This window comes from Nesterenkonia sp. DZ6 (genome assembly GCF_022565835.1).
In the GTDB taxonomy this organism is placed as follows: Bacteria; Actinomycetota; Actinomycetes; order Actinomycetales; family Micrococcaceae; genus Nesterenkonia.
Genome location: NZ_JAJOYW010000003.1, coordinates 208,363 through 234,864, shown reverse-complemented (window position 1 = coordinate 234,864; position 26,502 = coordinate 208,363). Strand labels below are relative to the sequence as shown.

General features: G+C 67.1%; 22 protein-coding genes and 2 tRNA genes. 14 read left to right on the top strand and 10 right to left on the bottom strand.

Annotated features, from left to right (window positions below; genetic code table 11):
• Positions 1 to 13: 13 nt before the first annotated feature.
• From LTH93_RS09595 to LTH93_RS09560, 8 genes are all read left to right on the top strand, one after another.
• Positions 14 to 514 (top strand): FHA domain-containing protein FhaB/FipA, encoded by a 501-nt coding sequence (locus LTH93_RS09595; RefSeq protein WP_241465656.1) that lies wholly within the window; start codon positions 14 to 16, stop codon positions 512 to 514.
• 3 nt (positions 515 to 517) lie between these two features.
• Positions 518 to 2,335: a PP2C family protein-serine/threonine phosphatase gene (locus tag LTH93_RS09590; protein WP_241470813.1), complete on the top strand. Its 1,818-nt coding sequence runs from the start codon at positions 518 to 520 to the stop codon at positions 2,333 to 2,335.
• Positions 2,336 to 2,394: 59 nt separating this feature from the next.
• Positions 2,395 to 3,855: an FtsW/RodA/SpoVE family cell cycle protein gene (locus tag LTH93_RS09585; RefSeq protein WP_241470916.1), complete on the top strand. Its 1,461-nt coding sequence runs from the start codon at positions 2,395 to 2,397 to the stop codon at positions 3,853 to 3,855.
• Positions 3,852 to 5,297 (top strand): penicillin-binding transpeptidase domain-containing protein, encoded by a 1,446-nt coding sequence (locus LTH93_RS09580; RefSeq protein WP_241470812.1) that lies wholly within the window; start codon positions 3,852 to 3,854, stop codon positions 5,295 to 5,297. Before LTH93_RS09585 ends, LTH93_RS09580 begins: the two co-directional genes overlap by 4 nt.
• The gene (locus tag LTH93_RS09575) at positions 5,294 to 7,123 is read left to right on the top strand and encodes a protein kinase domain-containing protein (protein ID WP_241470811.1); all 1,830 of its coding nucleotides are present in this window, start codon (positions 5,294 to 5,296) and stop codon (positions 7,121 to 7,123) included. The genes LTH93_RS09580 and LTH93_RS09575 overlap by 4 nt, the downstream gene beginning before the upstream one ends.
• Complete coding sequence (locus LTH93_RS09570) at positions 7,120 to 9,456, top strand: protein kinase domain-containing protein (RefSeq protein WP_255727468.1); 2,337 nt, start codon at positions 7,120 to 7,122, stop codon at positions 9,454 to 9,456. Before LTH93_RS09575 ends, LTH93_RS09570 begins: the two co-directional genes overlap by 4 nt.
• A gap of 102 nt (positions 9,457 to 9,558) precedes the next feature.
• Positions 9,559 to 10,872 carry a Mur ligase family protein gene (locus LTH93_RS09565; protein ID WP_241465660.1) on the top strand — a complete coding sequence of 438 codons (1,314 nt, stop codon included), beginning with the start codon at positions 9,559 to 9,561 and terminating at the stop codon, positions 10,870 to 10,872.
• Positions 10,872 to 11,621 carry a type 1 glutamine amidotransferase gene (locus LTH93_RS09560; RefSeq protein ID WP_241470810.1) on the top strand — a complete coding sequence of 250 codons (750 nt, stop codon included), beginning with the start codon at positions 10,872 to 10,874 and terminating at the stop codon, positions 11,619 to 11,621. The genes LTH93_RS09565 and LTH93_RS09560 overlap by 1 nt, the downstream gene beginning before the upstream one ends.
• A gap of 36 nt (positions 11,622 to 11,657) precedes the next feature.
• On the opposite strand, the gene LTH93_RS09555 is transcribed toward LTH93_RS09560, so the two are convergent.
• Positions 11,658 to 11,954 carry a cell division protein CrgA gene (locus LTH93_RS09555; RefSeq protein ID WP_241465662.1) on the bottom strand — a complete coding sequence of 99 codons (297 nt, stop codon included), beginning with the start codon at positions 11,952 to 11,954 and terminating at the stop codon, positions 11,658 to 11,660.
• Positions 11,955 to 12,101: 147 nt separating this feature from the next.
• On the opposite strand from LTH93_RS09555, the gene LTH93_RS09550 reads away from it, so the two are divergent.
• From LTH93_RS09550 to LTH93_RS09540, 3 genes are read left to right on the top strand one after another with little or no spacing between them, the layout of a single operon-like run.
• On the top strand, positions 12,102 to 12,863 hold the full coding sequence (locus tag LTH93_RS09550; protein WP_241470809.1) for a class E sortase: 762 nt from the start codon (positions 12,102 to 12,104) through the stop codon (positions 12,861 to 12,863).
• 1 nt (position 12,864) lies between these two features.
• On the top strand, positions 12,865 to 13,065 hold the full coding sequence (locus LTH93_RS09545) for a hypothetical protein (RefSeq protein ID WP_241465664.1): 201 nt from the start codon (positions 12,865 to 12,867) through the stop codon (positions 13,063 to 13,065).
• Entirely contained in the window at positions 13,062 to 13,703 is a 642-nt protein-coding gene (locus LTH93_RS09540) for an aminodeoxychorismate/anthranilate synthase component II (RefSeq protein WP_241465665.1), read from the top strand. Before LTH93_RS09545 ends, LTH93_RS09540 begins: the two co-directional genes overlap by 4 nt.
• A 124-nt stretch (positions 13,704 to 13,827) precedes the next feature.
• Here LTH93_RS09540 and LTH93_RS09535 read toward each other — a convergent pair whose 3' ends face one another.
• The gene (locus LTH93_RS09535) at positions 13,828 to 14,790 is read right to left on the bottom strand and encodes a hypothetical protein (protein WP_241470808.1); all 963 of its coding nucleotides are present in this window, start codon (positions 14,788 to 14,790) and stop codon (positions 13,828 to 13,830) included.
• Between the two features lie 135 nt (positions 14,791 to 14,925).
• Between LTH93_RS09535 and LTH93_RS09530 the strand changes: the two genes are divergently transcribed.
• Together LTH93_RS09530 and LTH93_RS09525 are read left to right on the top strand one after the other, a co-directional pair.
• A complete protein-coding gene (locus LTH93_RS09530; RefSeq protein ID WP_274616090.1) occupies positions 14,926 to 15,459 on the top strand; it encodes a peptidylprolyl isomerase in 534 nt (177 codons plus the stop codon).
• A gap of 129 nt (positions 15,460 to 15,588) precedes the next feature.
• Positions 15,589 to 16,368 (top strand): rhomboid family intramembrane serine protease, encoded by a 780-nt coding sequence (locus LTH93_RS09525; protein ID WP_241470807.1) that lies wholly within the window; start codon positions 15,589 to 15,591, stop codon positions 16,366 to 16,368.
• A 256-nt stretch (positions 16,369 to 16,624) separates the two neighbouring features.
• On the opposite strand, the gene LTH93_RS09520 is transcribed toward LTH93_RS09525, so the two are convergent.
• Both LTH93_RS09520 and LTH93_RS09515 read right to left on the bottom strand, forming a co-directional pair.
• Positions 16,625 to 17,704 (bottom strand): CNNM domain-containing protein, encoded by a 1,080-nt coding sequence (locus LTH93_RS09520; protein ID WP_241470806.1) that lies wholly within the window; start codon positions 17,702 to 17,704, stop codon positions 16,625 to 16,627.
• Positions 17,701 to 19,062 (bottom strand): hemolysin family protein, encoded by a 1,362-nt coding sequence (locus tag LTH93_RS09515; RefSeq protein WP_241470805.1) that lies wholly within the window; start codon positions 19,060 to 19,062, stop codon positions 17,701 to 17,703. Before LTH93_RS09515 ends, LTH93_RS09520 begins: the two co-directional genes overlap by 4 nt.
• Positions 19,063 to 19,312: 250 nt before the next feature.
• Here LTH93_RS09515 and LTH93_RS09510 point away from each other — a divergent pair, with 250 nt between their 5' ends.
• A complete protein-coding gene (locus tag LTH93_RS09510; protein WP_241470804.1) occupies positions 19,313 to 20,290 on the top strand; it encodes an alpha/beta fold hydrolase in 978 nt (325 codons plus the stop codon).
• A gap of 125 nt (positions 20,291 to 20,415) precedes the next feature.
• Here LTH93_RS09510 and LTH93_RS09505 read toward each other — a convergent pair.
• The 6 genes from LTH93_RS09505 to gyrB form a co-directional block, all read right to left on the bottom strand.
• Positions 20,416 to 20,491: transfer RNA gene (locus LTH93_RS09505), tRNA-Ala, on the bottom strand.
• Between the two features lie 19 nt (positions 20,492 to 20,510).
• Complete coding sequence (locus tag LTH93_RS09500) at positions 20,511 to 20,624, bottom strand: DLW-39 family protein (RefSeq protein ID WP_219886429.1); 114 nt, start codon at positions 20,622 to 20,624, stop codon at positions 20,511 to 20,513.
• Positions 20,625 to 20,647: 23 nt separating this feature from the next.
• A tRNA-Ile gene (locus LTH93_RS09495) sits at positions 20,648 to 20,721 on the bottom strand.
• Positions 20,722 to 20,815: 94 nt separating this feature from the next.
• Positions 20,816 to 21,208, bottom strand: a complete 393-nt coding sequence (locus LTH93_RS09490) for a DUF3566 domain-containing protein (protein ID WP_370642747.1) — start codon at positions 21,206 to 21,208, stop codon at positions 20,816 to 20,818.
• A 264-nt stretch (positions 21,209 to 21,472) separates the two neighbouring features.
• Complete coding sequence (gyrA, locus tag LTH93_RS09485) at positions 21,473 to 24,169, bottom strand: DNA gyrase subunit A (protein WP_370642746.1); 2,697 nt, start codon at positions 24,167 to 24,169, stop codon at positions 21,473 to 21,475.
• Between the two features lie 70 nt (positions 24,170 to 24,239).
• Positions 24,240 to 26,318 (bottom strand): DNA topoisomerase (ATP-hydrolyzing) subunit B, encoded by a 2,079-nt coding sequence (gene gyrB / locus LTH93_RS09480; RefSeq protein ID WP_241470803.1) that lies wholly within the window; start codon positions 26,316 to 26,318, stop codon positions 24,240 to 24,242.
• Positions 26,319 to 26,502: the final 184 nt, after the last annotated feature.

Sequence of the window (26,502 nt, the reverse complement as noted above, 5' to 3'; positions counted from 1 at the left end):
AGGACGCCTACACATGAGTGAACTCGCTGTCACGGTGCTGCAGTTCGGGCTGCTGCTGCTGCTCTGGATCCTGATCCTCTCGATCATCGGAGCGCAGGGCCGGGACATGACCATCTCCAAGCGCTCACGGGCCCGGGCCGCCGCCCCGCACGCTGCACCGGCCCCGCGCAGCGGACCCCCCGCCCCCGCCGGCAGCAACCACAGCGGCCCCACTCCGCGTCCGCGACCTCGACGCCTGCTGGTCAGCGAGGGCCCCCTGGCCGGGACCGAGCTCCCGCTCGGCTCAGCCTCGATCATGATGGGCCGGGCACAGGAATGCACCCTGGTGCTCGATGACGACTACGCCTCCGGCAAGCACGCCCGACTCTTCCCCCAGGGTTCCCGCTGGTTCCTCGAAGACCTGGGCTCCACCAACGGCACCTGGCTCGGTGAGGAGCAGCTGACCCGCGCCTCCACGGTCGAGCCCGGGGACCGGATCCGCATCGGCAAGACCGTCCTGGAGCTGAGGACCTAGCCCGTGGCTCTGGTATTCCGCTTCGCAGCGCGCTCCGACACCGGTGCCGTGCGCTCCAAGAACGACGACTCCGGCTACGCGGGCCGCTATTTCGCCGTGGTCGCAGACGGCATGGGCGGCCACGCCGGCGGCGACGTCGCCTCCGCCTCCACGGTGCTGGACCTCGCGCACCTGGACACGCGCGGGTTCGCGGATCCCGAGACGGTGCTGCCGGATGAGATCCAGACCGCGAACTCCTTCTTGAACAAGCTGGTCAAGGCCAACCCGAAGCTCGCCGGGATGGGCACCACCATCACCTCGCTGCTGATCACCCAGGAACGGCTGCAGTTCGCCCACATCGGTGACTCCCGCGCCTACCGGCTCAAGCGTGGACGGTTCCGGCAGGTCAGCAAGGACCACACCTTCGTCCAGCGACTGGTCGACGAAGGCCGGCTGGATCCAGACCAGGCCGAGCACCACCCGCACAAGAACGTGCTGATGCGCGTGCTCGGCGATGTCGATGCCTCACCCGAGCTGGACATCACCTCCTTCCCGCTGGAGGCCGGTGAGCGCTGGCTGCTCTGCTCAGACGGGCTCAACGCCGTCGTCTCCGAACGGCTGATCGAACAGAAGCTGCGCTCCACTCAGACCCTGGAGTCGATCGTCGATGACCTTGTCGACCTGACCCTCGGCGGAGGCGCCCCGGACAATGTGACAGTGGTCTGCCTGGAGGTCGTGGAGGCCGATGAGGCCGCCCTGGCACCGAGCAACGAACTGCCGCTCAGCGAGGCCGCCGTGGCCGCCGCCTCCCACAACTACGGCGGAGCCGACGCGACCATGGAGCTCGACGTGGTCCCGGTGGTCAACTCCGAGGCCTTCTCCGCCCACGACGACGAGGACTCGCTCTCCCCGCTGTCGGCCGCCATGGTGCGCAAGAAGCTCGGAGCGCGTCCGCACCTGCTGGTCGGCGCCGCCAACAAGGCAGCCGACACCGGCACGATTCCCGTGGTTGCGCGCAATGTGGATGAGCACCCGATGGCCTCGCTGCTCACCGGCCAGCCGCTGCGTCCCGTGCGCCACACCTACTCCGAGCTGCTCGAGGAGCATCCGCACGACACTGCCGCGGCCAACGGCGAAGCAGACGAGACCGGGGCCGACTCAGGCGCCGCCGTCGGTGCCTCCGACCCCGCTGACCCCGCTGGCGCGGCCGACCCCGAATCCGCTGAACCCTCCGCCGATCAGCCAGCTCCACGTGATCCGGACTCATCCGCGGCGCAGGCCCCCAGTGACGACGGGCCGCACCGGGCCGGCGCCGGACTCGCTGAGGAGCCCGAGAGCATCCAGGAGGAGGAGCTGGTCCTCGATGAGGAGGAGCTCGACGCGTTGGAGACGACGCGACGACGCAGCTCCTGGTTCCTGCCCACCTTTGTGGCGCTGCTGGCCGTGCTGGTCGCCGTCGTCACCTTCCTGGGGTACGTCTGGACCCAGACCCAGTACTACGTCGGAGAGGACCAGGGCGAGGTCGCCATCTACAGCGGCGTCTCCCAGTCCCTGGGGCCGATCAGGCTCTCCGAGGTCGACGAACACGCCGACATCGCCCTGGGAGACCTCACCCAGTACCACCAGGAGCGGATCGAGCGAGGCATCGCCGCCGACGACCGTGATCACGCGGAACACATCGTCAGCCAGCTGCGCGCCATGGCCACCGCCAATGCCGAGCAGGACGAACCCGGCCCGGAGGACGAGCCGGGGGCGGATGAGGCCGATGAGACGGCCGAGGATCCCGCGGAGGATCAGCCAGCCCAGGACCAGCCAGCCGAGAATCAGGGAGGTGACCAGTGAACGCAGCATCTCAGCAGGTGTACAAGCCCCGCAGGAATCTCGAGCTGGTGCTGCTCCTGATGGCCCTGACTGTGGCGATCGGCGCCCAGATGCTGGTCGCGCTCGCCCTCGACGAGCCGATCACCGCCGACTACTACGTCGAAGGCGCCGTCTTCGCCGGACTGGTCCTCGCCTTCCACGTGGTGCTGCGGCTGCGCGCGAGATACGCGGACCCCTTCATCCTTCCCATCGTGGTGACCCTCAACGGGCTGGGCCTCGCGATGATCCACCGGCTCGACTTCACCCCCGCCTACTCCGGGGTCGCCGATCGGCAGCTGATGTGGACCGGGGTCTCGATCGTGGCCGCCGTGGCCCTGCTGTGGCTGCTCAAGGACCACCGTCGACTCCGGCAGCTGACCTACATCTCCTTGGCGGCCAGCGTCGTGCTGCTCTTCCTGCCGATCGTGCCGGGAGTGGGCCAGGAGCTGCACGGCGCCCGGATCTGGGTGAACCTCGGCCCGCTGTCCTTCCAGCCCAGCGAGATCGCCAAGATCACCCTGGCAGTGTTCTTCGCCGGATTCCTCGCCAACAACCGCGATCTGATCCTGCTGGCGGGCCGGAAGTTCGGGCCCGTGACCTTCCCCCGGCTGCGTGACCTCGCCCCGATGTTCATCGCCTGGATCATCGCCATCGGCGTGCTCGTGGTGCAGAACGACCTCGGGAACGCGCTGATGTTCTTCGGCCTCTTCGTCGCCGTGATCTACGTGGCCACCTCCCGGTTCTCCTGGATCGCAATCGGCTCGGTCTTCATGCTCATCGGCGCCGCCCTGGCCTATCGGTTCGTGTCCCACTTCCGGGACCGGGTCGAGATCTGGCTCAACGCCTTCGACCAGGACATCTACGAACGCGCCTTCGGCGGCTCCCATCAGGTGGTGCAGGGCCTGTTCGGCATGGCGCACGGCGGCCTCGCCGGCACCGGCCTGGGCTCGGGCAACCCGAACATGGTCTCGCTGGCTAACTCGGACATGATCATCGCCGCCTTCGGCGAGGAGCTCGGCTTCATCGGGCTCTCCGCCATGCTGCTGCTCTACCTTCTGCTCTTCAGCCGCTACATGCGCGCCGGGCTCGGCACCCGCGACACCTTCGGCAAGCTGCTCGCCGTGGGCCTCGCCGTCGTCCTGGTGCTGCAGGTCTTCGTCGTCGTCGGAGGCATCACCCGAGTCATCCCGCTGACCGGACTGGCCACGCCCTTCCTTGCCGCAGGCGGCTCCGCGCTGTTGGCTAACTGGCTGATCGTGGCGCTGGTGCTGCTGATCTCCCACTCCGCCCGGCAGCCGGTGATCGTGGGACCGATGGTCAACGCGACCGGGGAATCCTCCTCCGGCATCGAGTCGCGACTGCACTCCGAGGGGCCGGGGGCGCGCGAGAGCGCCGTCCACCGGCACGGCGCGCACCGACAGCCAGACCACCATGACCGCCACGACGACGATCACACCGGCATCGACCATGTGCCAGCTGAGCAGGGAGGGACGACGAGATGAACAACGCCATTCGTCACACCTGGGTCGTCGCGGTCGGCCTGTTCCTCACGCTCTTCGTCGCGCTCTCCATCATCCAGGTGGCGATGACCGATGAGCTCAATGCCAACCCCAACAACGTGCGGCAGGTCTATGAGGACCGTGGAGCCCCGCGCGGCGCGATCACAGTGGACGGCACCGCCGTCGCGGAATCCGTCCCCTCGGAGAACTCCAGCTTCGCCTACCAGCGGGTCTACCACGAGCCCGAGCTCTACTCCGGGATCACCGGCACCTACTCCATCGCCGCGAACCCCACCGGACTGGAGGGCACGCTCAACGAGTACCTCTCCGGGCAGTCCGACAGCCAGTTCTTCGACCGGATCACCTCGGTGTTCACCGGCGACACGATGGACGGCGGTCAGGTCGAGCTGACCCTCGACGCCGAGCTGCAGCAGCTCGCCTACGACCAGATCCCCGAGGGGACCCGCGGAAGCATCATCGTCACCGAGATCGCCACCGGCGACATCAAGGCCATGGCCGCCAAGCCCAGCTATGACAACAATGCTCTCGCCGTGCAGGACTCCACCCAACTGATCCAGAACCAGGAGGAGCTGGAGTCCGACCCGGATCTGCGCTACATCTCCCGGGCCATCTCCAGCACCCTCGCCCCCGGCTCCACCTTCAAGCTCGTCGATCTGGTGGCGATGCTGGAGTCCGGGGACTACGAGCCGGACACGATCCTGGCCAACCCGAACTCGATCACGCTGCCGGATTCGAACACCGAGCTGGCGAACTTCGATCGCGGCATCTGCGCGCAGCGTTCCCAGGCGGAGCTCTCCTGGATCGTGGCGCAGTCCTGCAACACGCCCTTCGCGCAGGCCGCCATGGACCTCGGCGAGGGCTCGATCAGGGACAGCGCCGAGGCCTTCGGCTTCAACTCCGATGGCCTGGGCATCCCGCTGCGCGTGGACACCTCGAACTTCCCCACCGACCTCTCCGACGCCGCCCTGGCCCAGTCCTCCATCGGCCAGTTCGACGTCACCTCCACCCCGCTGCAGATGAACATGGTCGCCGCCGCCATCGCCAACGACGGCACCCTGATGAAGCCCAACCTGGTCAACGCGATCCGTGGCTCCGACCTGCAGCTGCTCTCCACCTCCGAACCAGAGACGCTCTCCGAGGTGACCTCGGAGCAGGTGGCCGCCGAGATCACCGAGATGATGGTCGGGGTCGTCGAGTCCGGCACGGGCACCCGCGCGCAGACCGAGAGCTTCCAGGTCGCGGCCAAGACCGGCACGGCAGACGTCGGCGACACCGGAGAGGTGAACTCCTGGATCACCGGCTTCGCCCCCGCCGACGATCCGCAGTACGCGGTGACCGTGGCCTACGAGCGGATCGACTTCGACACCGGATCTTCGCTCACCGGACCGCAGCTGCTGACCATGCTCGAGGCGGCGATCGAATGAGGCCTGTGGTCGGCATCCTGATGGGTGAGCGCTACCAGCTCACCGAACGCATCGCCATCGGCGGCATGGGCGAGGTCTGGAAGGCCTCTGACCAGGTCCTCGGGCGCACCGTGGCGATCAAGATCCTCAAGGAGGAGTACACCGGGGACGAGGCGTTCCTGCGTCGGTTCCGCGCCGAGGCGCGCCACACCGCCCTGCTGAACCACCCCGGCATCGCTGACATCTACGACTACGGCGAGCAGTCCGGCTCCGGCTACCTGGTCATGGAGCTCGTGCCGGGACGTCCGCTCTCGGTCCTGCTCGAGACGGACAAGACGCTCTCCTGGGAGAAGACCCTCTCGATCCTCGCCCAGACCGGCCGCGCCCTGCAGGTCGCCCACGACCAGGGCCTGGTCCACCGCGACGTGAAACCCGGCAACCTGCTGATCACCCCCACCCGGCGGGTGAAGATCACCGACTTCGGCATCGCCCGACTGGCCGATCAGGTGCCGCTGACCGCCACCGGACAGGTGATGGGCACGGTCCAGTACCTCTCCCCGGAGCAGGCCACCGGCCAGCACGCCACCGGCTCCTCGGACATCTACGCACTGGGCATCATCGGCTACGAAGCGCTGGTCGGGCACCGCCCGTTCACCGGCGAATCGCAGATCGCCATCGCGCTGAAACAGGTCAACGAGCCGCCGCCGGCGCTGCCGGACACCGTCCCTGAGCCGGTGCGGGCGCTGATCATGTCGATGCTGGAGAAGGACCCCAGCAAGCGACCGCTCACCGCGACCAAGCTCGCCGAAGCAGCCGACGCCCTGCTGCGCCATGACACGGAGTCTGCGCTGAAGGCAGTTCCCGCCATGGCAGCCCATATGGACGGCGCCGAGCCCGACGCGGATGCGACCACCGCCATCCCACGAACCGACACCACACCGACCGCCGTCGTCCCCGGCAGCAGCCGGGCCCCGTCGGCGCGCACGCCGGAGCAGCCTGCCGAGGCCGCCGAGCACACCGCCCAGCAGGGAGCCGCCCCCGCCGCGACCGGCGGCGCACACCCGCGCCCCAGCGCGCCCACGGCTGGTTCCGAGGCCGGAGCGGAGAAGGAGCCGCGCCGACTCCATGGGGGTCGACGGTGGTACTGGCCGCTCATCGCACTGCTGGTGCTGGTCCTGCTGGCCCTGATCGGCTCATGGCTGTTCCCGCGGTTCGGCGGCAACGGCGGCGAGGACGAGCCGAGCCCGACGCCGACGGTCACCGAGACCTTCATCCCCGGCGCCGAGACGGTCGAGATCACCGAGAGCGACTTCCTGGGACTCTCCCTGGAGGAGGTCACCGCACGGCTGCAGGACGCTGGGCTCCAGGTCCAGGCCGAACCCGTGGAGTCAGGCGAGCCCACGGGCGTGGTCACCGGGGTGGCACCGTCGGGCAGCGTCCCGGTGGGGTCCACGGTCACCGTGTTCTACTCCGCCGTCTCGAATGACACCGTGCCTGAGAACCAGGACCCGGCCCCCGGCCAGAATGATCAGGGTCAGAACGGCCAGGACCAGCAGGACGGCGACGGGCAGAACGGCACCGGTCAGCAGGAGGAGGAGCCCGAGCAGGACACCTCCCCGGCCCCCACGCCGACTCCCGCCCCATCCCCCTCGCCCGAGGACCAGGACGACGCTGAGGACCCCGAGGCGACCCAGCCGGAGCCGACGGAGTCCGACGTGGTCGAGGACGAGTCACCCCAGGACGGGCAGGCCGGCGGCGAATCCGGTGCCGAGGGCACCGAGGATCCCGATCGGGCTGGCTTCTCAGCCGAGGATGGGTCAGGATCGGAGACAGGAACCGAGATATGACCGAGACTGCTGAGCGCGTCCTCAATAACCGCTACCGAATCACCTCGTTGATCGGACGCGGCGGGATGGCTGATGTGTACCTGGGCCATGACCTCACGCTGGATCGCAAGGTCGCGGTCAAGATGCTGCGCCCCGACCTGGCCCGCGATCCCCAGTTCCAGGGCCGCTTCCGCCGCGAGGGCCAGTCGTCGGCCTCGCTGAACCACCCCAACATCGTGGCCGTGTATGACTCCGGCCGCGCCGAGGTCGAGGACCAGGCACACCACGAGATCAAGACTCCCTACATCGTCATGGAATATGTCGACGGGGTCACCCTGCGCCATATCCTGCATGGCACTCCGCGCATCACCGACACCGCAGACGTCGATGATGAGCAGACCCGGATCGCCGGGGAGACGAACCATGCACCGCCGCCCGGTGAGCCCGACGACGACGTCCTGGCCCTGGGCGACACGGGCCGCGTCCACGACGGCGAGGACCACCTCCCCGCCGCGCAGGTCGGCTCCCAGCTGCAGTCGAAGATCGACCATGCGCTGAACAAGCCGCTCTCCGAGCGGGAGACGGCCGGCTATATGCACGGGATCCTCGGCGCACTGGGCTACAGCCACGAGAAGGGCATCGTCCACCGCGACATCAAGCCCTCCAATGTGATGGTCTCCCAGACTGGACAGATCAAGGTGATGGACTTCGGGATCGCCCGAGCCCTGGCTGACTCCGCCTCGACCATGACCCAGACCTCCGCCGTGGTCGGCACCGCCCAGTACCTCTCCCCTGAGCAGGCGCGCGGCGAAGTGGTGGACCACCGGTCTGATCTCTACTCGGCCGGCTGCGTGCTCTTCGAGCTGCTGACCAACCGTCCGCCCTTCCAGGGCGAGTCCCCCGTCTCGGTGGCCTACCAGCATGTGCGCGAGGCCCCACCGTTGGTGAGCGACTTCAACCACCAGGTCAGCCCGGCGATGGAGTCAGTGGTCGGCAAGGCCCTGACCAAGGATCCCGCGTTCCGGTTCCAGACCGCCGAAGAGTTCAACCAGGCCATCCAGAAGGCGCTGATCGGCATCGGCGTGGACGACGACGACCACCCCACCGCGGCGATGGCGGCCGTCGGCGGCCGGCAGGACTTCAATCAGGTCCTCGCCGCCGGCGGCGTCGCACCGGCCACCCAGCTCTCCGCGCGCACCCCGGAGGACCCCGACCTCTATCAGAGCCACGACCAGCCTCAGGAACGACCGCGTCGTCGTCGTGGCGGCCTGATCCTGATCTGGACGCTGCTGATCCTCGCGCTGGCAGGCGGCGGCACCTGGGCGCTGATGAACATGCTCGACAGCCCCGAGGTCTCCATCCCCGATGTGACCGGGATGACCGAGGAGGACGCGCGGGCGGAGCTGACCGCGCTGAACCTGAACCCCACCGTGGAGACGGAGGCTCACCCCGAGATCGAGGAAGACCTAGCGATCCGCACCGACCCCGAGGCAGAGACCGCGGTGGCTCCTGACAGCGCCGTGGTGCTCTACATCTCCACCGGGCCGCAGAGCGTGCGCATCCCCGACGGTCTGCAGGGCTCCTCCGAGGAGGAGGTGCGTGAGGCGCTGGACGAGGTGGGACTGGAGGTGGGCGAGATCAGCCAGGAGAATCACCCCAGCATCGGGGAAGACATGCTGATCAGCACCGACCCGGAAGCCGGTTCCTCGGTGGCGCCAGGATCCGAGGTGGATCTGGTGCTCTCCACCGGTCTGGTGGAGATGCCGGGAGTCTTCAACCGCACCCGCACCGAGGCCCAGACGATCCTCGAGAACCTGGGGCTCAGCGTGGCCATCGTCGAAGATGAGCGCACCGACTACGCCGAGGACACCGTCGTCGGCCAGCGGGTGGGCGGCGCGTCCGTCGTCGCCGGAGACACCATCCCGCAGCGCTCCACCGTGACGCTGGTCGTCGCGGTCGCCCCGGAGCCGGCTCCCGCTCCCGCTCCCGCGCCGGAGCCTGACCCGGAGCCGGAAGAGGAAGAGGCGCCCGAGCCGGACACCGATGACGGCGACAACCGTGAATCCCCCAGGGAAGACCCCGAGGAGTCCCCCAGTGAGGACGCTGAGGAAGCCGACGATGGCGGAGCCGAGTCCGGCAACGAGGACGAAGACGCAGCGGACGAAGACTCCGAAGCACCCGAGGAGTCCCCCGCAGAGGAGGAATCCCCTGAGGCGAACAGCGGAGCGAACGGCGGATCCAACGGCGGATCCAACGGCGACGCCGAGGAATCCCCGGGAAACGCGGGTGATGACTCAGCAGACTCGGAGGACACGAACGGGAACTCCAACGGCAACGGCGGCAACGGCGACTGAGACGCCTTGCGCCTCACGGACCGCCACCAGGACCACCTCCTCGACCACCGCGCGGCACCGACCTGCGCGGCACCCCAGAAATGAGATGAAATAATCAGCGCCATGTCCAGACTCTCCTTCTCACCGCGAAACCTCGGCACGGCTCTGGGCTCGGCCGGCTCGGTGCTCATCGGTCGGGCCGCCCGCACCGTGACGAAGCTGCGCGGCGGCGGCGGGTCGGCCTTCCCAGGACTGGTCGTCGAGAAGCTCGACCCGCATTTCCTCGCCCGCACGCTGCACCGGCTCCCGCGCGGGGTCATCGTCGTGTCGGGGACCAACGGGAAGACCACGACCACCAAGATGGTCGTGGAGCTGCTGCAGGGCCAGGGTCTGAAGGTCTTCACCAACCGCAGCGGCTCCAACTTCACCCGCGGCGTCGTCGCCTCGATCCTCGAAGAGGTCAAGCTCTCCGGGAAGCTGGACGCCGACATTGCGGTGCTGGAGCTCGATGAGGCCCACGCGGTGCACTTCGTCAAGGCGGTGCGCCCCAACCACAGCCTGCTGCTCAATGTCATGCGTGATCAGCTGGACCGTTTCGGGGAGATCGACACCACCGCAGGGATGCTGCGCACCATCGCCCAGCACACGGTCGAGGCCGTGGTGCTCAACCGTGAGGACCCCCGGGTCCGGGCCATCGCTGAGACCCTGGGCGCCCAGCGGGTCGACTACTTCGGGCTCAGCGAGTCGCTGCGCGGCCACTTCCCCAGCGACGATGACTTCCACTCAGGACCCGCGACCGCGGCGGATCACCCGCACGCCGATGTCGTCCTCGAAGAGCTCATCGAGGGCGGTGGCCGGTTCACCGTCGACGGCGAGTCGGTGACCACCTCACTGACCGTCAACGGCGCCTACAACACCTTCAACGCTGCGGCCGCGATGGCGGTGGTCCGCCAGGCGCTGGGCGACACCGTGGACGCCCCGGCGCTCATCGACTCCCTCTCCAAGGTCTCTCCGGCCTTCGGACGTGGCGAGAGCCTCACCGTGCAGGGACGTCCGCTGGACCTGGTGCTGGTGAAGAACCCCTCCGGATTCCGGCTCGGACTGAGCTCCTTCCCTGCCGGCGGTGTGGCCACGATGATCGCGATCAACGACAACTACGCCGACGGCCGGGACATGAGCTGGCTCTGGGACGTGGAATTCGCCTCGCTCGCGGAGGAGGGCGTGCGGATGATCTCCGGAGTGCGCGCCTACGACATGGCTCTGCGGCTGAAATACGACGAGGTCGACTTCGACGCGGTGGAGCCTGACCTGTCGCTCGCGCTCACCCGCTTCCTCGAGGAGAATCCCGGGAAGCCCGCCCGGATCTTCTGCACCTACACCGCCATGCTCGGGCTGCGAAAGCGGCTTGGCGCCTATACCGAAGTCGAGGCCTTCTGATGGCAGAGTCCAAGCCCATCCACGTGCTCCAGCTCTACCCCCGGGACATGAACATCTATGGAGACTTCGGCAATGCGCTGGTGCTCCAGCGACGTCTGCAGTGGCGCGGCTATGAGCCGATCCTGCACAGCTACGACCCGGAGGATGAGTTCCCGGAGCAGGTCGACATCATCATCGGCGGCGGCGGTCAGGACAGCGGTCAGGACAAGATCCAGCAGGACCTGCTGCGGATCGGTGACAAGCTCCACGCCCTGGCCGAGGACGGCACCCCGATGTTGATGATCTGCGGTCTGTACCAGCTCTTCGGGCACTCCTTCCGCACCCGGGAGGGCCGGGAGATCAAGGGCGTGGGCCTCCTGGACCTGAGAACCGAGGGCACCGACACCCGGCTGATCGGCAATGTGGTGGCCGAGTCCAAGGAGTTCGGCGAGATCCTCGGCTACGAGAACCACTCCGGACAGACCTATCTCGGGCCCGAGGTCCAGCCGCTGGCACGGGTCACCAAGGGCGAGGGGAACAACGCCCGGGACTCACACGAGGGCGCGCGCTGGAAGAACATCGTGGGCAGCTACCTGCACGGGTCGCTGCTGCCGAAGAACCCGGCGATCGCGGACTTCCTGATCGCGCAGGCCGTTCAGAACCGCTACGCCGAGACGATCCAGCCGCAGATCGATGCGGCCGGGTCTGCCCAGCCGATCGAAGAGCTGACCCGCAAGGCCCGGACGACGGCGACCCGGCGGCCCCGCTAGGTCCTCACATCAGTTCATCGTCGATGCCTCGACGCACTACTTCCAGCGCATCGTCATGAAGAAGCCGACCATGGTGATGCCGAAGCCGATGATGACGTTCCAGCCGCCGGCGGCCTGCACCGGGGCGGCGCCCTGGGTGATGTACCAGACGATCAGCCAGAGCAGGCCCAGGATCATCAGCCCGATCATCGTCGCCCGGTACCAGAGCGGCAGCGAGTCGTCCTCGAGTTCGAGGTCCTTGACCTCCTTGGGATCGGCGTCGTTCAGCGGAGACTTCTTCGTCTCGGTCTTGTCGCGCGTCCTGCGGTTCTTGCGGTGCTTGGACTCAGCCACGTCGGTACGGTCCCCTCTGGGTCTGGCACGGATCTCGGTTCGGTATCCTGGTCTCACGGCCGTGCCCCCCTGGGGGCCCGGCCGTGGTCTGCGTGCCATTCTACCGTTTCGGTGTGATGGTCGCCCCACTCAACCTTCGGAGGATTCATGTCGGGACACCGCGGCCGCAGCACAGGGGCCCGGATCCTCGGTGTCGCCGGCGAGCTGCTGATCACCCTGGGGGTGCTGGGGCTGCTCTTCGTGGTGTGGGAGGTCTGGTGGACCGGACTCGACGCGAATCGCGAGGCCCAGACCATCGAAGACGAGTTCCACACCCGAATCGAACAGCTGGACGCTGACCCGGCACGGCAGGAGCAGCCGGAGTCACAGCGAGACTGTCAGGAGCTTCCCAACGGGAAGGCTGCGGCGTGTCCAGAGAAGATGGCCGCCGTGGACTCCGGGGCCATGGCCATGATCTACGCCCCCGCCATCGGCGCCGACTGGTCAGCACCTGTCCGCTCCGGAGTGGACGACCAGACGCTGAACACCGGCGGTCTGGGACACTACCCGGAGACCCAGCTGCCCGGAGAGCCGGGCAACTTCGCGGTAGCCGGACACCGCCTCACCTATGGCGACGTGCTGCGCGATCAGGACCGCCTGACTCCCGGGGACGAGGTCTACGTGGAGTCCCCCGATGGGTACTACACCTATGAGGTCTATGAGACCCATGTGGTGCTGCCCCAGCAGTCCGAGGTCATCCTCCCGGTCCCCGGCGAGCCGGAGGCAGAGGCTGATCGGTCGCTGCTGACGCTGACCACCTGTCATCCGCTCTTCTCCAACCGCGAGCGACTGATCACCCACGCGGAGCTGGTCGACTTCGCACCACTGACCGCCGAGGCGCCGGCTGCGCTCGGCCAGGGAGGTTCCTGAGATGTATGCCTGGCTCTTCCGCTCGCTTCCCGGTCCGCTGGTGGTGCAGATCCTTCTGGCACTGGCCCTCGTGGCCGGTATCGTGTTCCTCCTGATGCAGTTCGTCTTCCCGTGGCTGAGCCAGTACAGCCCGCTCAATGACTCCACGCTTGAAACGATGACCTTCCCGGCTCTGGGCCGGGCCGAAGGGACCCCCGCATGAGCGATACCCCCGCCCGCATCCTCGTCATCGACAACTACGACAGCTTCGTCTACACCCTTGTCGGGTACCTGCGCGAGCTCGGCGCCGAGGCCACGGTGATCCGCAACGACGATCTCTCGGTGGAGGAGGCCAAGAAGCTCGCCGCCGAGCACGACGGCGTGCTCATCTCCCCCGGCCCCGGCACCCCCGGTGAGGCTGGTGTCTCGGTGGAGCTGATCCGCTGGTGCGCCGAGGCCCAGGAGCCGATGCTCGGGGTCTGTCTGGGGCATCAGGGTCTGGGGGAGGCCTTCGGCGCAACGGTCACCCATGCCGAGCAGCTGATGCACGGCAAGACCTCCCCGGTCACCCACACCGGGCACGTCTCCTTCGCCGGACTGCCCGAGACCTTCGTGGCCACTCGCTACCATTCCCTGATCGTGGCCCCGGAGACCATTCCTGAGGTGCTCGAGGTGACCGCGCGCACCGAGGACGGGGTCATCATGGGCCTGGCCCACCGCACGGCCCCGCTGTGGGGCATGCAGTATCACCCTGAGTCGGTGCTCACCGAGGGCGGCTACCGGATGCTGGGCAACTGGCTCGAGACCATGGGGCAGACCGGCGCGGCGGAGAAGGCTGCGAAGCTCAACCCCATCCGCTGAGTGCCCGCGCAGGCCCAGCAGGAGCCCGACACGCGTCGGCGCAGACAGCACGACACACAGGAGCGGACCTGACGATCACGCCAGGTCCGCTCTTGTGTATCTACGTTCTCAGTCGACGCTCGGCTCAGGTGGCCGGCTTCGGTGAGGGAACGTTCTTGCCCTTGGCCTCGTCAGCATTCTGCGCGTTGACGTTGGTCACTCCCGAGGGCCCCGCCTTGGACTCCGGCGCACCGGAGGTCTTGGGGGCATCGGGAGTCGCCTTCGGCGCGGCGGCCGGGGTGCCAGCGACGGTGCTCGGCGCAGCCGAACCGCCCTGGGCAGCCGGCTTCGGCGCCGATGTTGCGGGCTGCGAAGCCGAGGCGGCTGGCTTGGGAGCCGAGGTCACCGGCTTGGGAGCTGCCGTGGAGGAGGTCGCTGGCCGGGTGACCGGCGCAGGCTTCTTCCACGGATCCTCCACCGGCTGGCTGGCGCGCCATGCGGCCACCCCCGCCGTCACGGCCGCGGCCACCAGTCCAAAGACCAGCAGACCCTTCTTGCGGCTGTTGGAGCGCTGGTGCTTCTTCAGCGTCTTGGCAGCGTCCTTCGCGTAGCGCTCGGAGCTCTTGCGCAGCTTCTTGACGATCTTCTTGTCACCGGTGGCCTTGATCAGCGCCTTCTCGACGCGGGGATCAAGCTCAGCGCGGTGGATCAGCTTCGCGGTCTTGTCCGCATAGCCGCCCAGCTTCGCCGAGGTGGCAGGGACGTACTCCGAGGTGAACTGCGTCTTGGCAGTGTCGTACTTGGAGAGGATCTTGGTCACCTCAGCCTTGGCCTGTGGGGGGAGCTTCTCGTACTGGGACGAGATGCCGCCTCCGGCGACCGAGGAGTATTCCTTGATCTTCTTGCCGGCCACTGAGGCGCTGTCGTTGACCGCCGTCAGTGCGCGACCCGAAGCATCGTGCACCTTCGGGGCACCCTTGCGGTAGGTGTCCTCGGCCCAATCTGCTGCCGCACCCAGTTTGGGGGCGGTCCAATCACGTGCGGTCTCGACCCCTGCGAGCACCAGGTGCTCCCAGCCGTGGTTCCGCTTCTTCTTCTTGCCGAACATGCATGTCCTCCGAATTCGGATCGGTTGCTGGCTTCAGCTTACGTGGTCTCTCCGTGACCTGCTATGGCACGGCCAATCCCTTCATCATCCCCCCAGCTGGCACCGCGCGCCACCAAGAGTGAGAGAATGGGGTCCATGAGTGCTATCGCAACACACAAGGCAACTATCCGTACTTCCCAGGGCGAGATCCTCGTCGAGCTCTTCGGGAACCACGCTCCCAAGACCGTGGACAACTTCGTCGGTCTCTCCACCGGTGAGCGCGAGTGGACCCACCCCGAGTCCGGCGAGAAGATGGTCGACACCCCGCTCTACAGCGGCACCGTGTTCCACCGGATCATCTCCGACTTCATGATCCAGGGCGGAGACCCGCTGGGCCTCGGCGTCGGCGGCCCGGGCTACAAGTTCGGCGACGAGATCCACCCGGAGCTGGACTTCACCTCCCCGTACAAGCTGGCCATGGCCAACGCAGGACCGGGCACCAACGGGTCCCAGTTCTTCATCACCTCGGTGGCCACCACCTGGCTGCAGGGCAAGCACACCATCTTCGGCGAGGTCTCTGATCCCGCCTCGCAGAAGATCGTCGACGCCCTGAACACTGTCCCCACCGACAACCGGGACCGTCCGAAGGAAGATGTCGTCATCGAGAAGATCGACATCGAGAAGCTCTGAGGATCTAGACCGATCAACGCAACATTCTGTCCGCAGCACCCGGACAGGCCCGCCACCGTGCAGTGTCAACGCTGTGAGCGGCCGGCCTGTCCGGAGTGTCTGCGGGAGGCCCCGGTCGGCTTCCAATGTGTGGACTGCCTGGCCCGGGCCAGGGATGAGTTCCAACGCCGCCGGCCCCCGGCGCGCTCCCAGTTCGGTGCCGTGCTGCGCGACGATCAGCGCCCGGTGGTCACCTTCACCGTCATCGGGCTCTGCGTCCTGCTCTTCTCCCTGCAGCTGCTCGGCAGCGCCGTCACCGACGCGAACCCTGACCCCGTCACCGGGGCCCTCTGGTATGCCCCGCTGCAGACGTCTTCCTGGGCTTTCGAGCCCTGGCGGATGCTCACCTCCGCGCTGGTGCATTCTCCGGCCAACGCCATGCATCTGCTCTTCAACATGTTCGCGCTCTGGTTCATCGGCCGGGCCATCGAACCGGCGCTCGGACCCCTGCGCTATATCGCCCTGCTGACCCTCTCCGCTCTCGGCGGCTCTGTCGCTGTGCTCTTCCTGACTCCCGCGTGGACCCCCACGCTCGGCGCCTCCGGAGCAGTCTTCGGCCTCTTCGGTGCGCTGTTCATCCTGATGCGCGCCACCGGCTCCCAGACCGGCGGAATCCTGGCGCTGATCGCGATCAACGTGGTGGTCAGCTTCGTGATTCCCGGCATCTCCTGGCAGGGGCATTTCGGTGGACTCGTCATCGGCGCGCTGTGCGCCCTGGTGTTCTCCAAGGCCCCGGCCCGCTCCTCCACCGACCGGCGCCAGGACGCGCGCCGACGCGCGCGCTGGCAGGGCTTCGGGCTGCTCTGCATCGCCGTGGTCCTGGTGCTGCTCACCGGCCTGGGCATGACCCTGGTGAATCCCTACGCATGAACCACTCCGCTTCCTCCCCAGGCTGTGCAGGACTAATCCACAGTTTTGTGCACAATTCACAGAAACCTGTGGATAGCGTGCTGACCTGGGGAATCACACCTGTGTAACTTATACACACTGTGGATAAACCCTGTGGATAACCTTTTGATCTGGGCTTTCACAGCAGATACGACGACGCCGAAACCACAGACCGTGGTTTCGGCGTCATCGTCATGTTCCGCTGGATGATCCAGCCGGGCCGCCGAGCTGCTGCTGCTCAGCGTCGTGCGGCCGCCCCGTGCGGACCGGAGTCGGCAGCGGCCTCTGACTCGCTCCACTGCTCCTCCATGGTGGGCCACATCCGCTTGAGGATGTCGTTCCAGGTGATCGCCCCAGCAAGGACGCCGTCGGAGTACACCACTGCCAGCTGTTCGCCGGCTTCACGCATGGTCTGGAACGCGTCATAGACGGAAGCTCCGGTGGACACGACCAGCGCAGGGCGGGCCAGTTCGCTGACCGGGTGCCCCGGCTCAACGGTGAGCGTGTCCCGCACATGGACCACCAGCGGGTTCGTGCCGGTCTCGGGGATGATCAGAATCCGCAGGTGCCCGGTGCGCTGGGCCGCGGCCTGCACATCAGCCGCCGTGGCCGAAGCGGGCACCGTAGTGGTCTCCTGACGGGTTCGCGCGGCAATCACATCGTCGACGGTGAGCGTCTCGAGGTCGATGACCCGGGAGATCTGCGAGGCCGAGGCCTGATCCAGCGTGCCGGTCCGGGTGGAGTGCTCGACCAGATGCCGGATCGTGTCGGAGTCGTAGCCGCCCGCCGCCGCACGGTCCACCGGGATGATTCCGCTGGCCGCGACAAGGCGGTTGGCGATGCCGTTGATCCAGAGCAGCAGGGGCCGGAAGACCCAGAGGATCACCTGGGCCGGGAGCGCGACGAGCTTCGCAGCCCGCTCCGGATGCGCGATGGCCCAGGATTTCGGAGCCATCTCGCCGACCACCAGGTGCAGGAAGGTCATCAGGAACAGAGCCAGCGCGAAGGCGAGCACGTCGGCGGCCCACAGCGGCATGTTCCACGACTCGAAGATCGGGGTGAGTGCGTAGTCGACAGCGGGTTTGCTGACCGCGCCCAGCGCGAAGGTACACGCCGTGATGCCCAGCTGGGCTCCGGCGAGCATCACCGTGAGCTCGTTGAGACCGCGCAGCGCGGCGCGCGCCGAACGGCTGTGTTCTGCTTCTTCCTCCAGGCGGTGGCGGCGGGCAGCCAGCAGCGCAAACTCAAGGATGACGAAGAAGGCGGAGATGGCAATGATGGCGATGGTTGCAATGGTGGGGATCAGCCAGTCGCTCATCGTTCCTCCTCGAAATGTTCGGTCAGGCGAAGGTGCACTGACTCGGGAACGTGGCGGTCCACGCTGATCACGGTGACGTCGACCCAGCGCTGCGGGGGCGAGGACTCGCCATAGTCGGCGGGTTCAGCCGGCAGATCGATCCGGACCTCCTGGCCTTCGGTGAGCAGCGCGCCCTCCTGGGACATCAGGAGCCCGGAGAGCGTCTCGTAGTCGCCTTCGGGGAAGTCCTGGCCGATGACGCGCTCCACCTCGTCCAGGTGCAGATCACCATCGACGCGCCAGTGGTTCTCACCGACATGTTCGATGCCGGCGGGCTCCTCGTCGTCGTGCTCGTCGGTGATCTCGCCGAGGATCTCCTCCGCAAGATCCTCCATGGTCACCACGCCGGTGAAGCCGCCGTATTCGTCGATGACGCAGGCGAGCTTGGCGTTGGCATCACGCAGCGTCCGCACTGCCTCAGGCAGCGGCATCAGCGTCGGCACGATCACCGGGGCGCGCATGATCTCGGTCGCAGCGGCCGCATCGGTGAACTTGGTGCCCAGCAGGTCTACGAGATGGACGACGCCGACGGGTTCGTCATGCATGTCGACCACCGGGTAGCGGGTGTGCTCCTGGGCCATGAGAGCGCGGATCTCGCCCAGCGTGGTGTCCGGGTGGATCAGCCCGGTGCGGGACCGCGGAATCATGGCGTGCTCGACGTCGTGATCCGGGAAGTCCAGGATCCTGTCGAGGGTCAGGTACATCTCCTCGGCGAGGTCTCCGCTCTCATGCGAGCTGGTCACGATGTGCTCGAGGTCCTTCGCGGTGGCGCTGGACTCCACGTCGTGCACCGGCTCGATCCGCAACAGCTTCAGCAGCGCGTTCGCAGAGACATCGAAGATCCAGATCAGCCAGCCGAAGGCGGCGAGATAGAGCTTCGTGGACCGCGCCAGGGCCAGCGACAACGGGGTCGGATTCGCGATGGCGTAGTTCTTCGGGAAGAGCTCACCGAAGATCATCTGCACGATGGTGGAGGCGGCCAGAGCGATGATCGTGCCGACCGCGATCCCCAGCGCCGCGGGGACGCCGATGCCGCCCAGCAGAACACCCAGGCTCTCCCCCACCAGCGGCTCTGCGACATAGCCCACGAGCAGACCGGTGACGGTGATGCCCAGCTGGGCTCCGGAGAGCATGAAGGAGGTGCGACCGGTGACGTCCAGCGCGCGCTGTGCGGACTTATCGCCTCCGGCGGCCAGTGCCCGCAGCTTATTGCGGTCCACGGACATGTACGCGAATTCTTGGGCCACGAAGTAGCCGTTGGCGGCAATGATGACCAGGATGACGAGGATGCCCAGCAGCAGAAGCAAGAATTCGATCACCGGGTCACCACCATCGTGCACCTGCGGAGTTCAGCTTGCCCTGCGTTCGCAGTACTCGGGGGGCGAGATCGTCGCCGGCGGAGTACTGCGCGTTGTAACTCGTACACCTGTGTCAGGCACCTCTTCAGACTTTAGATCGGACCGATAGATCGAGACTATAGCGCAATCGGGTCCCGGGGGTAGACCGCGTGCGGCAGGTCCTGGCCGGAGTCTCCTGTGAAGGACCGTCTCCTGTTGATACCGTGTGCCCGTGACGACCGAGGCCTATGCGGTGTTTCTCGATCCGGCACACCATGCGGCAGCCACCCATCCGCGGGTGAGCACATGGTGGCGCTGGCAGGATCACCAGGTGCACATCGCCCGCCCCGCGCCGCTGGCTGCAGCTCTCGCCGCACCGGCCGATGGGTCCGTCGGCGCAGACCCGCCCAAGCCGCCCAGGCCGGCGGTCCGGGTGCTGGTGATCCACGGCGGCGGCGGGCACAGCGGGGCGCTCTGGCCGATCACCTCGCTGCTCGCCGCGCAGGGCCTGGACGTCGCCGCCGTGGATCTCCCGCTCTATGGCAGGACGCTCAGCCTGGACCCGGGCGCCGTGCGGTATCAGACCTGGGTCCGGCTGCTGGTCGACCTTCTCGACGCCGAGCACGACGACCGACCGCTGATCCTGCTCGGTGCGAGCATGGGCGGGATGCTCGCCTACGAGGCGGCAGCCAGATCACCGCACGTGGCCGCGGTCGGCGCGACCTCCCTGCTGGATCCGCAGGACTGGCGCGTCCGGGCGAGGCTGACCCGCTTCGGTCCCCTGGCCGTCGCCGGCGCTCAGCTCACCCGCCTCATCCCCGGAGGAGCCGCACAGATGAGGGTGCCGATGCGCGCCGTGGCTGATTTCGCAAAGATGAGCCGGGACCCGGACCTGGCCGAACTGTGCGCCTCGGATCCGCTGGGCGGAGGCGCCCGAATACCGGTGGGGTTTCTCAGCTCATTCCTGAACTATGACCATGTCCCCGGGGCGGAGATGACCACACCGGTGACCCTCCTTCACCCCACACACGACGCCTGGACCCCCGTGCAGCTGAGCATGCGGTTCCTGCTGCGGATCGCGGCCCCGACCGAGGCTGTGATGCTGCGCAGATGCGGGCATTTCCCGATCGAGGAGCCCGGGGTGAGCGATCTCGTCGCCGCCGTGGTCCGCCTCGCCGGAAGACACATCGAGACAGGGCCCCCAGCGTGAACCACCAGACCGCACCGAGAGACGCATGCGGTGACAGGAAGCTCCACGGTCGCCGGGCCCGGCCCAGGACACGAAAAAGCTCCCCGCACTTCAAGTGCGGGGAGCCTCTTCCGATTCAGATCCTCTGGTGGAGGCAAGGGGACTCGAACCCCTAACCCCCTGCTTGCAAAGCAGGTGCGCTACCAATTGCGCCATGCCCCCAAAGGTGCTTCTCAGGTTATCAGAGCGAGTCTGTGGCCTGAGACCAGACCTGCCGGGTGTCCTCGGCTCGTCGCCACTGGCGATAACCGAGGATCCCCGCCACGGAGAGAGCCACAAAGACGATGCGTTTCATGTTTCCCTCCTTGGAGTCCGGGGTGGGCGTAGGAGGACTTGAACCTCCGACCTCATCGTTATCAGCGATGCGCTCTAACCGCCTGAGCTATACGCCCGGACACCTTGTTTCAGGTGCGTCACCCCCGCGAGGGCGACCACTACACGTTACCCTGCACCCTGCGACCCCGCCAAATCGTGGAGCCGGAGCGCTCAGTCGTCGGTGAGCGTGACTCCCACGCCGCCCACCAGGGAGGCGGAGAGGTTGTACAGCACTGCAGCGAGCATCGAGAGCACGGTCAGCAGCACCACGTTGACCACGGCGATGATCGTGGCGAAGGCCGCGACCTGCGTGATGGTCACAAGCTCCTCGACCCGGAAGGACCCGCCGCCGCCCTCGGTGCCGAGGATCTGGCCGAGAAGCTCGTTGACTCGGTTGAAGATCCCCGAGACGTCCATGACGGTCCACAGCGTGACCGCCGCGACCACGGTCATGATGCCCAGGGCCACCGAGAGCAGGAAGCTCATCTTCAGCACCGACCAGGGGTCGACCTTGGAGATCAGCAGCCGCGCCTTGCGCACCTTCGCCTTGGGCGTCGGTCGCACCAGGCCGGGCTGGGGACGACTACCGGTGGGGCGCTGACCCTGAGCCGGACGTGCTCCCTGCCCGCTGGGGCGTGCCCCGGCAGTCGGTCGCGGCTTGGGGGCCCCGGCCTTCTCCGCCTGGGGACGGGGGGATGTGGTGGCTCCGCCAGCGGCCTGGGCACGCGGCCGAGGCGCGGGGAACCGGTTGGCCGGCCGCGCCGCGGAGGAGCCCGTCTGGCTCCCTGAATTACCTGCGCCGTTGCTTGCGCTCACTGAAGTCCTCCATCAGGCATCGTCTCGGTCCGATTCATCCCGGTCCGCTTCATCAGGGACCAACGCTACTGCATCGGCCGCGTCGGGACGCTCAGCTTCGCCGGCGGCAGCACCTGGTGTCCCGGGCTCCGACGTCGTGGCCTCAGCTGCACCCTCAGCTGCACCCTCGGCTTCACCCGTGGCGGCCAGGGTCACCCCGGAGTTGCGTGCGACCTTGAGGATGCGGTCCTTCTTGCGCGGCTTCGCGAAGATGACCCCCATGGTGTCACGGCCCTTGGAGGGCACGCCTGAGACGGGAGACCGGACCACATTGCCGGATTCCATGACGACCAGGACCTCGTCGTCGTCCTCGACGACCATGGCGCCGACCAGGTCACCACGGTCCTCCACCAGCTTGCCCACCTTGATGCCCAGGCCGCCGCGGCCCTGGACCCGGTATTCGCTGACATCGGAGCGCTTGGCATAGCCGGCCTCGGTGACGACGAACACATAGGAGTCCTCGGTCACCACGTCGGCGGCCAGCAGCTCGTCCTCCTCGCGGAACTTCATGCCGGTGACGCCCGAGGTGGCGCGACCCATGGGTCGCAGCGCCTCGTCGGTGGCGGTGAAGCGCAGCGACTGGCCCTTGCGGGAGACCAGCATCAGATCATCGGCGGACGAGATCAGCTTGGAGGAGACCAGCTCGTCGTCCTCGCGCAGGTTGATCGCGATCACGCCTGCCTGGCGGGGAGTGTCGTAGTCGGTGAGCACGGTCTTCTTCACCAGTCCGCGCTTCGTCGCCAGCACCAGGTAAGGGGCATCCTCATAGGTGCGCAGCGGCAGCACGCCGGCGATGTGCTCATCGGGCTGGAACGCCACGATGTTGGCCACGTGCTGTCCCTTGGAATCGCGACCGGACTCGATCAGGTCGTAGCACTTGGTGCGGTAGACCCGGCCGAGGTTGGTGAAGAACAGGATCCAGTGGTGCGTGGTGGTCACGAAGAAGTGCTCGACGATGTCGTCGGTGCGCAGCTGGGCGCCGCGGACTCCCCTGCCGCCTCGGTGCTGGGCGCGGTAGTTGTCGATCTTGGTCCGCTTCACGTAGCCGTCGCGGGTGATCGAGACGACCACGTCCTCCTGGGGGATCAGATCCTCCATGGACATGTCACCGTCGTAGCCCAGCTGGATGTGGGTGCGGCGGTCATCGCCGTGCTTGTCCACGATGGTGTCCAGCTCAGAGCTGATGATCCGACGCTGGCGATCCTCTGAGGCCAGGATGTCCTGGAAGTCCTCGATCATCTTCATCAGCTCGTCGTACTCGTCCTGCAGGCGCTGGCGCTCCAGGGCGGCCAGCTTGCGCAGCTGCATGTCGAGGATGGCCTGGGCCTGGTCGTCGTCGATCTCCAGCAGAGACTTCAGGTTCTGCCGGGCCTCGTCGACGGTGGAGGAGGCGCGGATCGTGGCGATCACGCGGTCCAGGTCGTCCAGAGCCTTGAGCAGCCCGATCTTGATGTGGGCCTCACGCTGGGCCTTGTCGAGCCGGAACTGGGTGCGCCGGACGATCACGTCGATCTGGTGGGTGACCCAGTGGTGGACGAAGGCGTCCAGGCTCAGCGTGCGCGGCACGCCGTCGACCAGGGCCAGCATGTTCGCGGAGAAGTTCTCCTGCAGCTGGGTGTGCTTGTAGAGGTTGTTCAGCACCACCTTGGCCACGGCATCGCGCTTGAGCACGACGACGAGGCGCTGGCCGGTGCGTCCGGAGGATTCATCGCGCAGATCCGCGATCCCGGAGACCTTGCCGTCCTTGACCAGCAGCGCGATCTTTCGGGCCAGGTTGTCGGGGTTCGCGTGGTAGGGCAGCTCGGTGACCACCAGGCAGGTGCGTCCCTGGAGCTCCTCGACGCTGACCACTGCGCGCATCGTGATCGATCCGCGGCCGGTGCGATAGGCCTCTTCGATCCCACGGGTGCCCAGGATCTGTGCGCCGGTGGGGAAGTCGGGGCCCTTGATCCGCTGCAGCAGCGCCTCGAGCAGCTCTTCGCGGCTGGCCTGCGGGTTCTGCAGATACCACTTCACGCCGTCGGCGACCTCGCGCAGGTTGTGCGGAGGAATGTTGGTGGCCATGCCCACCGCGATGCCGGAGGAGCCGTTGACCAGCAGGTTCGGGAAGCGCGAGGGCAGCACGACGGGTTCCTGCTGCTTGCCGTCGTAGTTGTCCTGGAAGTCGACGGTGTTCTCGTTGATGTCCCGGACCATCTCCATGGCCAGCTGGGCCATCTTGGTCTCGGTATAACGAGGGGCCGCCGGGCCGTCGTCGCCGGGGTTGCCGAAGTTGCCCTGGCCGGTGGCCAGCGGGTAGCGCATCACCCAGTCCTGGATCAGCCGGGACAGGGCGTCGTAGATCGCCGAGTCGCCGTGGGGGTGATAGTTGCCCATCACGTCGCCGACCACGCGGGCGCACTTGTTGAAGGAGCGGTCCGGGCGGTAGCCGCCGTCGTACATCGCGTAGAGCACCCTGCGGTGCACCGGCTTGAGCCCGTCGCGCACATCGGGCAGCGCGCGGCCCACGATCACTGCCATCGCGTAGTCCAGGTAGGACCGCTTCATCTCGGTCTGCAGGTCGATCTGCCGGATCCGGTCGGTGGTCACGACCTCTTCGACGACGACGCCCTCAACGGCCTCGGACGGCCCGCCCTGCGGGTCCTGCGGTTCTTCGGTGTTGTCACTCACGTGTGGTGTTCTCCCTTATGCGGAAATCGGCATCGTCTCGCGGCTGCGCCCTGCACGGGCTGGCAGCGGGTCAGATGTCGAGGAAGCGGACGTCCTTGGCGTTCTGCTGGATGAATCCGCGGCGGGACTCGACGTCTTCACCCATCAGGATGGAGAACACCTCGTCGGCGGCAGCGGCGTCCTCCATGGAGACCTGGAGCAGGGTGCGGTGATCCGGATCCATGGTGGTCTCCCACAGCTCCGAGTAGTCCATCTCACCGAGTCCCTTATAGCGCTGGATCCCGAGCTCCTTGGGCAGCTTGCGCCCCTTGGCCCGACCTTCAAACAGCGCGACATCACGCTCAGCGTCGGTGTAGACATAATCCTGCGGACCGGTCTGCCATTTGATCTTGTACAGCGGCGGCTGCGCGAGGAACACGTTGCCGTGTTCGATCAGCGGGCGCATATAGCGGAAGAGCAGGGTCAGCATCAGCGTGGTGATGTGCTGACCGTCCACGTCGGCATCGGCCATGAGCACGATCTTGTGATAGCGCAGCTTGGCCTGATCGAAGTCCTCGCCGATGCCGGTGCCGAAGGCGGTGATCATCGACTGGACCTCCTGGTTTCCCAGCGCCCGGTCCAGCCGTGCCCGCTCCACGTTGAGGATCTTTCCGCGCAGCGGCAGGATCGCCTGGGTGCGGGGGTCGCGGCCACGCTTGGCCGAGCCGCCGGCCGAGTCACCCTCGACCAGGTAGATCTCGGACTCGGAGGGGTCCTTGGAGGAGCAGTCCGCGAGCTTGCCGGGCATGCCCATGGTCTCCAGCGGAGACTTTCGGCGGGCGTTCTCGCGGGCCTTGCGGGCCGCGACGCGAGCATGAGCCGCTGACTGGGCCTTGCGCACGATGTCGCGCGCCGGGCCGGGGTTTCGCTCCAGCCAGTCCCCGAGATTCTCGTTGACGACCTTCTGCACGAAGCCGCGGGCCTCGGTGTTGCCCAGCTTGGTCTTGGTCTGACCCTCGAACTGCGGCTCGCGCAGCTTGATCGAGATGACCGCGGTGAGACCTTCGCGGATGTCCTCGCCGGTGAGGTTGTCGTCCTTCTCACGCAGGATCTGCTTGTCTCGGGAGTACCGGTTGATCAACGTGGTCATCGCGGCGCGGAAGCCCTCTTCGTGGGTGCCGCCCTCGTGGGTGTTGATCGTGTTCGCGTAGGTGTGCACCGATTCCGAGTAGGACAGCGTCCACTGCATCGCGAGCTCGGCGGCCATGCCGCGCTCGGTGTCCTCGGTCTCGAAGGCGATGACGTCGTCGTGGACCACCTCGGCCCGCTTGGTGGCGTTGAGGTGGTTGACGTAGTCGAGCAGCCCGGAGTCGTACTGGTAGACGACGACGCGGCCCTTGGGAGTCTCGATGATGCCGTCATGGCCGCCGCCGGCCTCGGTGGGCTCCAGCTCGGCCTCGGTCTCCTCGTGGTGCTCCTCGAGCACCTCGTCGTGGACCACGGCGTTGCCCGGAATGTTGCGCTCATCGCGCAGGGTGATGCGCAGGCCCTTGTTCAGGAAGGCCATCTGCTGGAACCTGGCGCGCAGCGTCTCGAAGTCGAATTCGATGGACTCGAAGATCGACGGGTCCGGGTAGAAGGTCATGGTGGTGCCGGTGGAATCGGTCTCAGGGCCCCGGCTGAGCTGCTCGGTGGTCTCGCCGCCGTTGCCGAAGCCGATGCTCCACTCATAGCCCTGCCGACGCACGGTGGTGCGGACCTTCTGGGAGAGCGCGTTGACCACCGAGATGCCGACTCCATGGAGGCCGCCGGAGACCGCGTAGCCGCTGCCGCCGAACTTGCCGCCCGCGTGCAGCACGGTCATCACGACCTCGACGGTGGGCTTGCCCTCGGTGGGATGCATGTCCACCGGAATGCCGCGGCCGTCGTCTTCGACCCGGACGCCGCCGTCGTCCTGCATGGTGATCTGGATGTGGGAGCAGTAGCCGGCCAGGGCCTCGTCCACCGAGTTGTCGACCACTTCGTAGACCAGGTGGTGCAGACCGCGCTCACCGGTGGAACCGATGTACATGCCGGGACGCTTGCGGACTGCTTCCAGGCCCTCCAGGACGGTGATGTCCGAGGCGCCGTAGTTGCCCTGGTGCTGCTTGTTCTCGTTAGCCGAGGTCACGGGCTATGCCGTCTCCTTGAGTTGCCGGGAAGGTCGTGAAGGTCGACCTTGTCATGACACAGACCAGCCCGAGTGGTGGGTACGCTCGGGCCGTCGCTCCAGTCTACCGCGCCATCGCCCCAGAATCGCATTTTTTGGACGCTGTGGACGCCCAGACTTCATGGTCAGCGGCCGGGGAACCGGC

Coding starts and splice junctions, on each gene's coding strand:
- LTH93_RS09595 (WP_241465656.1), top strand. CDS start 14: ATGAGTGAACTCGCTGTCACGGTGCTGCAGTTCGGGCTGCTGCTGCTG.
- LTH93_RS09585 (WP_241470916.1), top strand. CDS start 2,395: ATGGCCCTGACTGTGGCGATCGGCGCCCAGATGCTGGTCGCGCTCGCC.
- LTH93_RS09580 (WP_241470812.1), top strand. CDS start 3,852: ATGAACAACGCCATTCGTCACACCTGGGTCGTCGCGGTCGGCCTGTTC.
- LTH93_RS09575 (WP_241470811.1), top strand. CDS start 5,294: ATGAGGCCTGTGGTCGGCATCCTGATGGGTGAGCGCTACCAGCTCACC.
- LTH93_RS09570 (WP_255727468.1), top strand. CDS start 7,120: ATGACCGAGACTGCTGAGCGCGTCCTCAATAACCGCTACCGAATCACC.
- LTH93_RS09565 (WP_241465660.1), top strand. CDS start 9,559: ATGTCCAGACTCTCCTTCTCACCGCGAAACCTCGGCACGGCTCTGGGC.
- LTH93_RS09560 (WP_241470810.1), top strand. CDS start 10,872: ATGGCAGAGTCCAAGCCCATCCACGTGCTCCAGCTCTACCCCCGGGAC.
- LTH93_RS09550 (WP_241470809.1), top strand. CDS start 12,102: ATGTCGGGACACCGCGGCCGCAGCACAGGGGCCCGGATCCTCGGTGTC.
- LTH93_RS09545 (WP_241465664.1), top strand. CDS start 12,865: ATGTATGCCTGGCTCTTCCGCTCGCTTCCCGGTCCGCTGGTGGTGCAG.
- LTH93_RS09540 (WP_241465665.1), top strand. CDS start 13,062: ATGAGCGATACCCCCGCCCGCATCCTCGTCATCGACAACTACGACAGC.
- LTH93_RS09535 (WP_241470808.1), bottom strand. CDS start 14,790: ATGTTCGGCAAGAAGAAGAAGCGGAACCACGGCTGGGAGCACCTGGTG.
- LTH93_RS09530 (WP_274616090.1), top strand. CDS start 14,926: ATGAGTGCTATCGCAACACACAAGGCAACTATCCGTACTTCCCAGGGC.
- LTH93_RS09520 (WP_241470806.1), bottom strand. CDS start 17,704: ATGAGCGACTGGCTGATCCCCACCATTGCAACCATCGCCATCATTGCC.
- LTH93_RS09500 (WP_219886429.1), bottom strand. CDS start 20,624: ATGAAACGCATCGTCTTTGTGGCTCTCTCCGTGGCGGGGATCCTCGGT.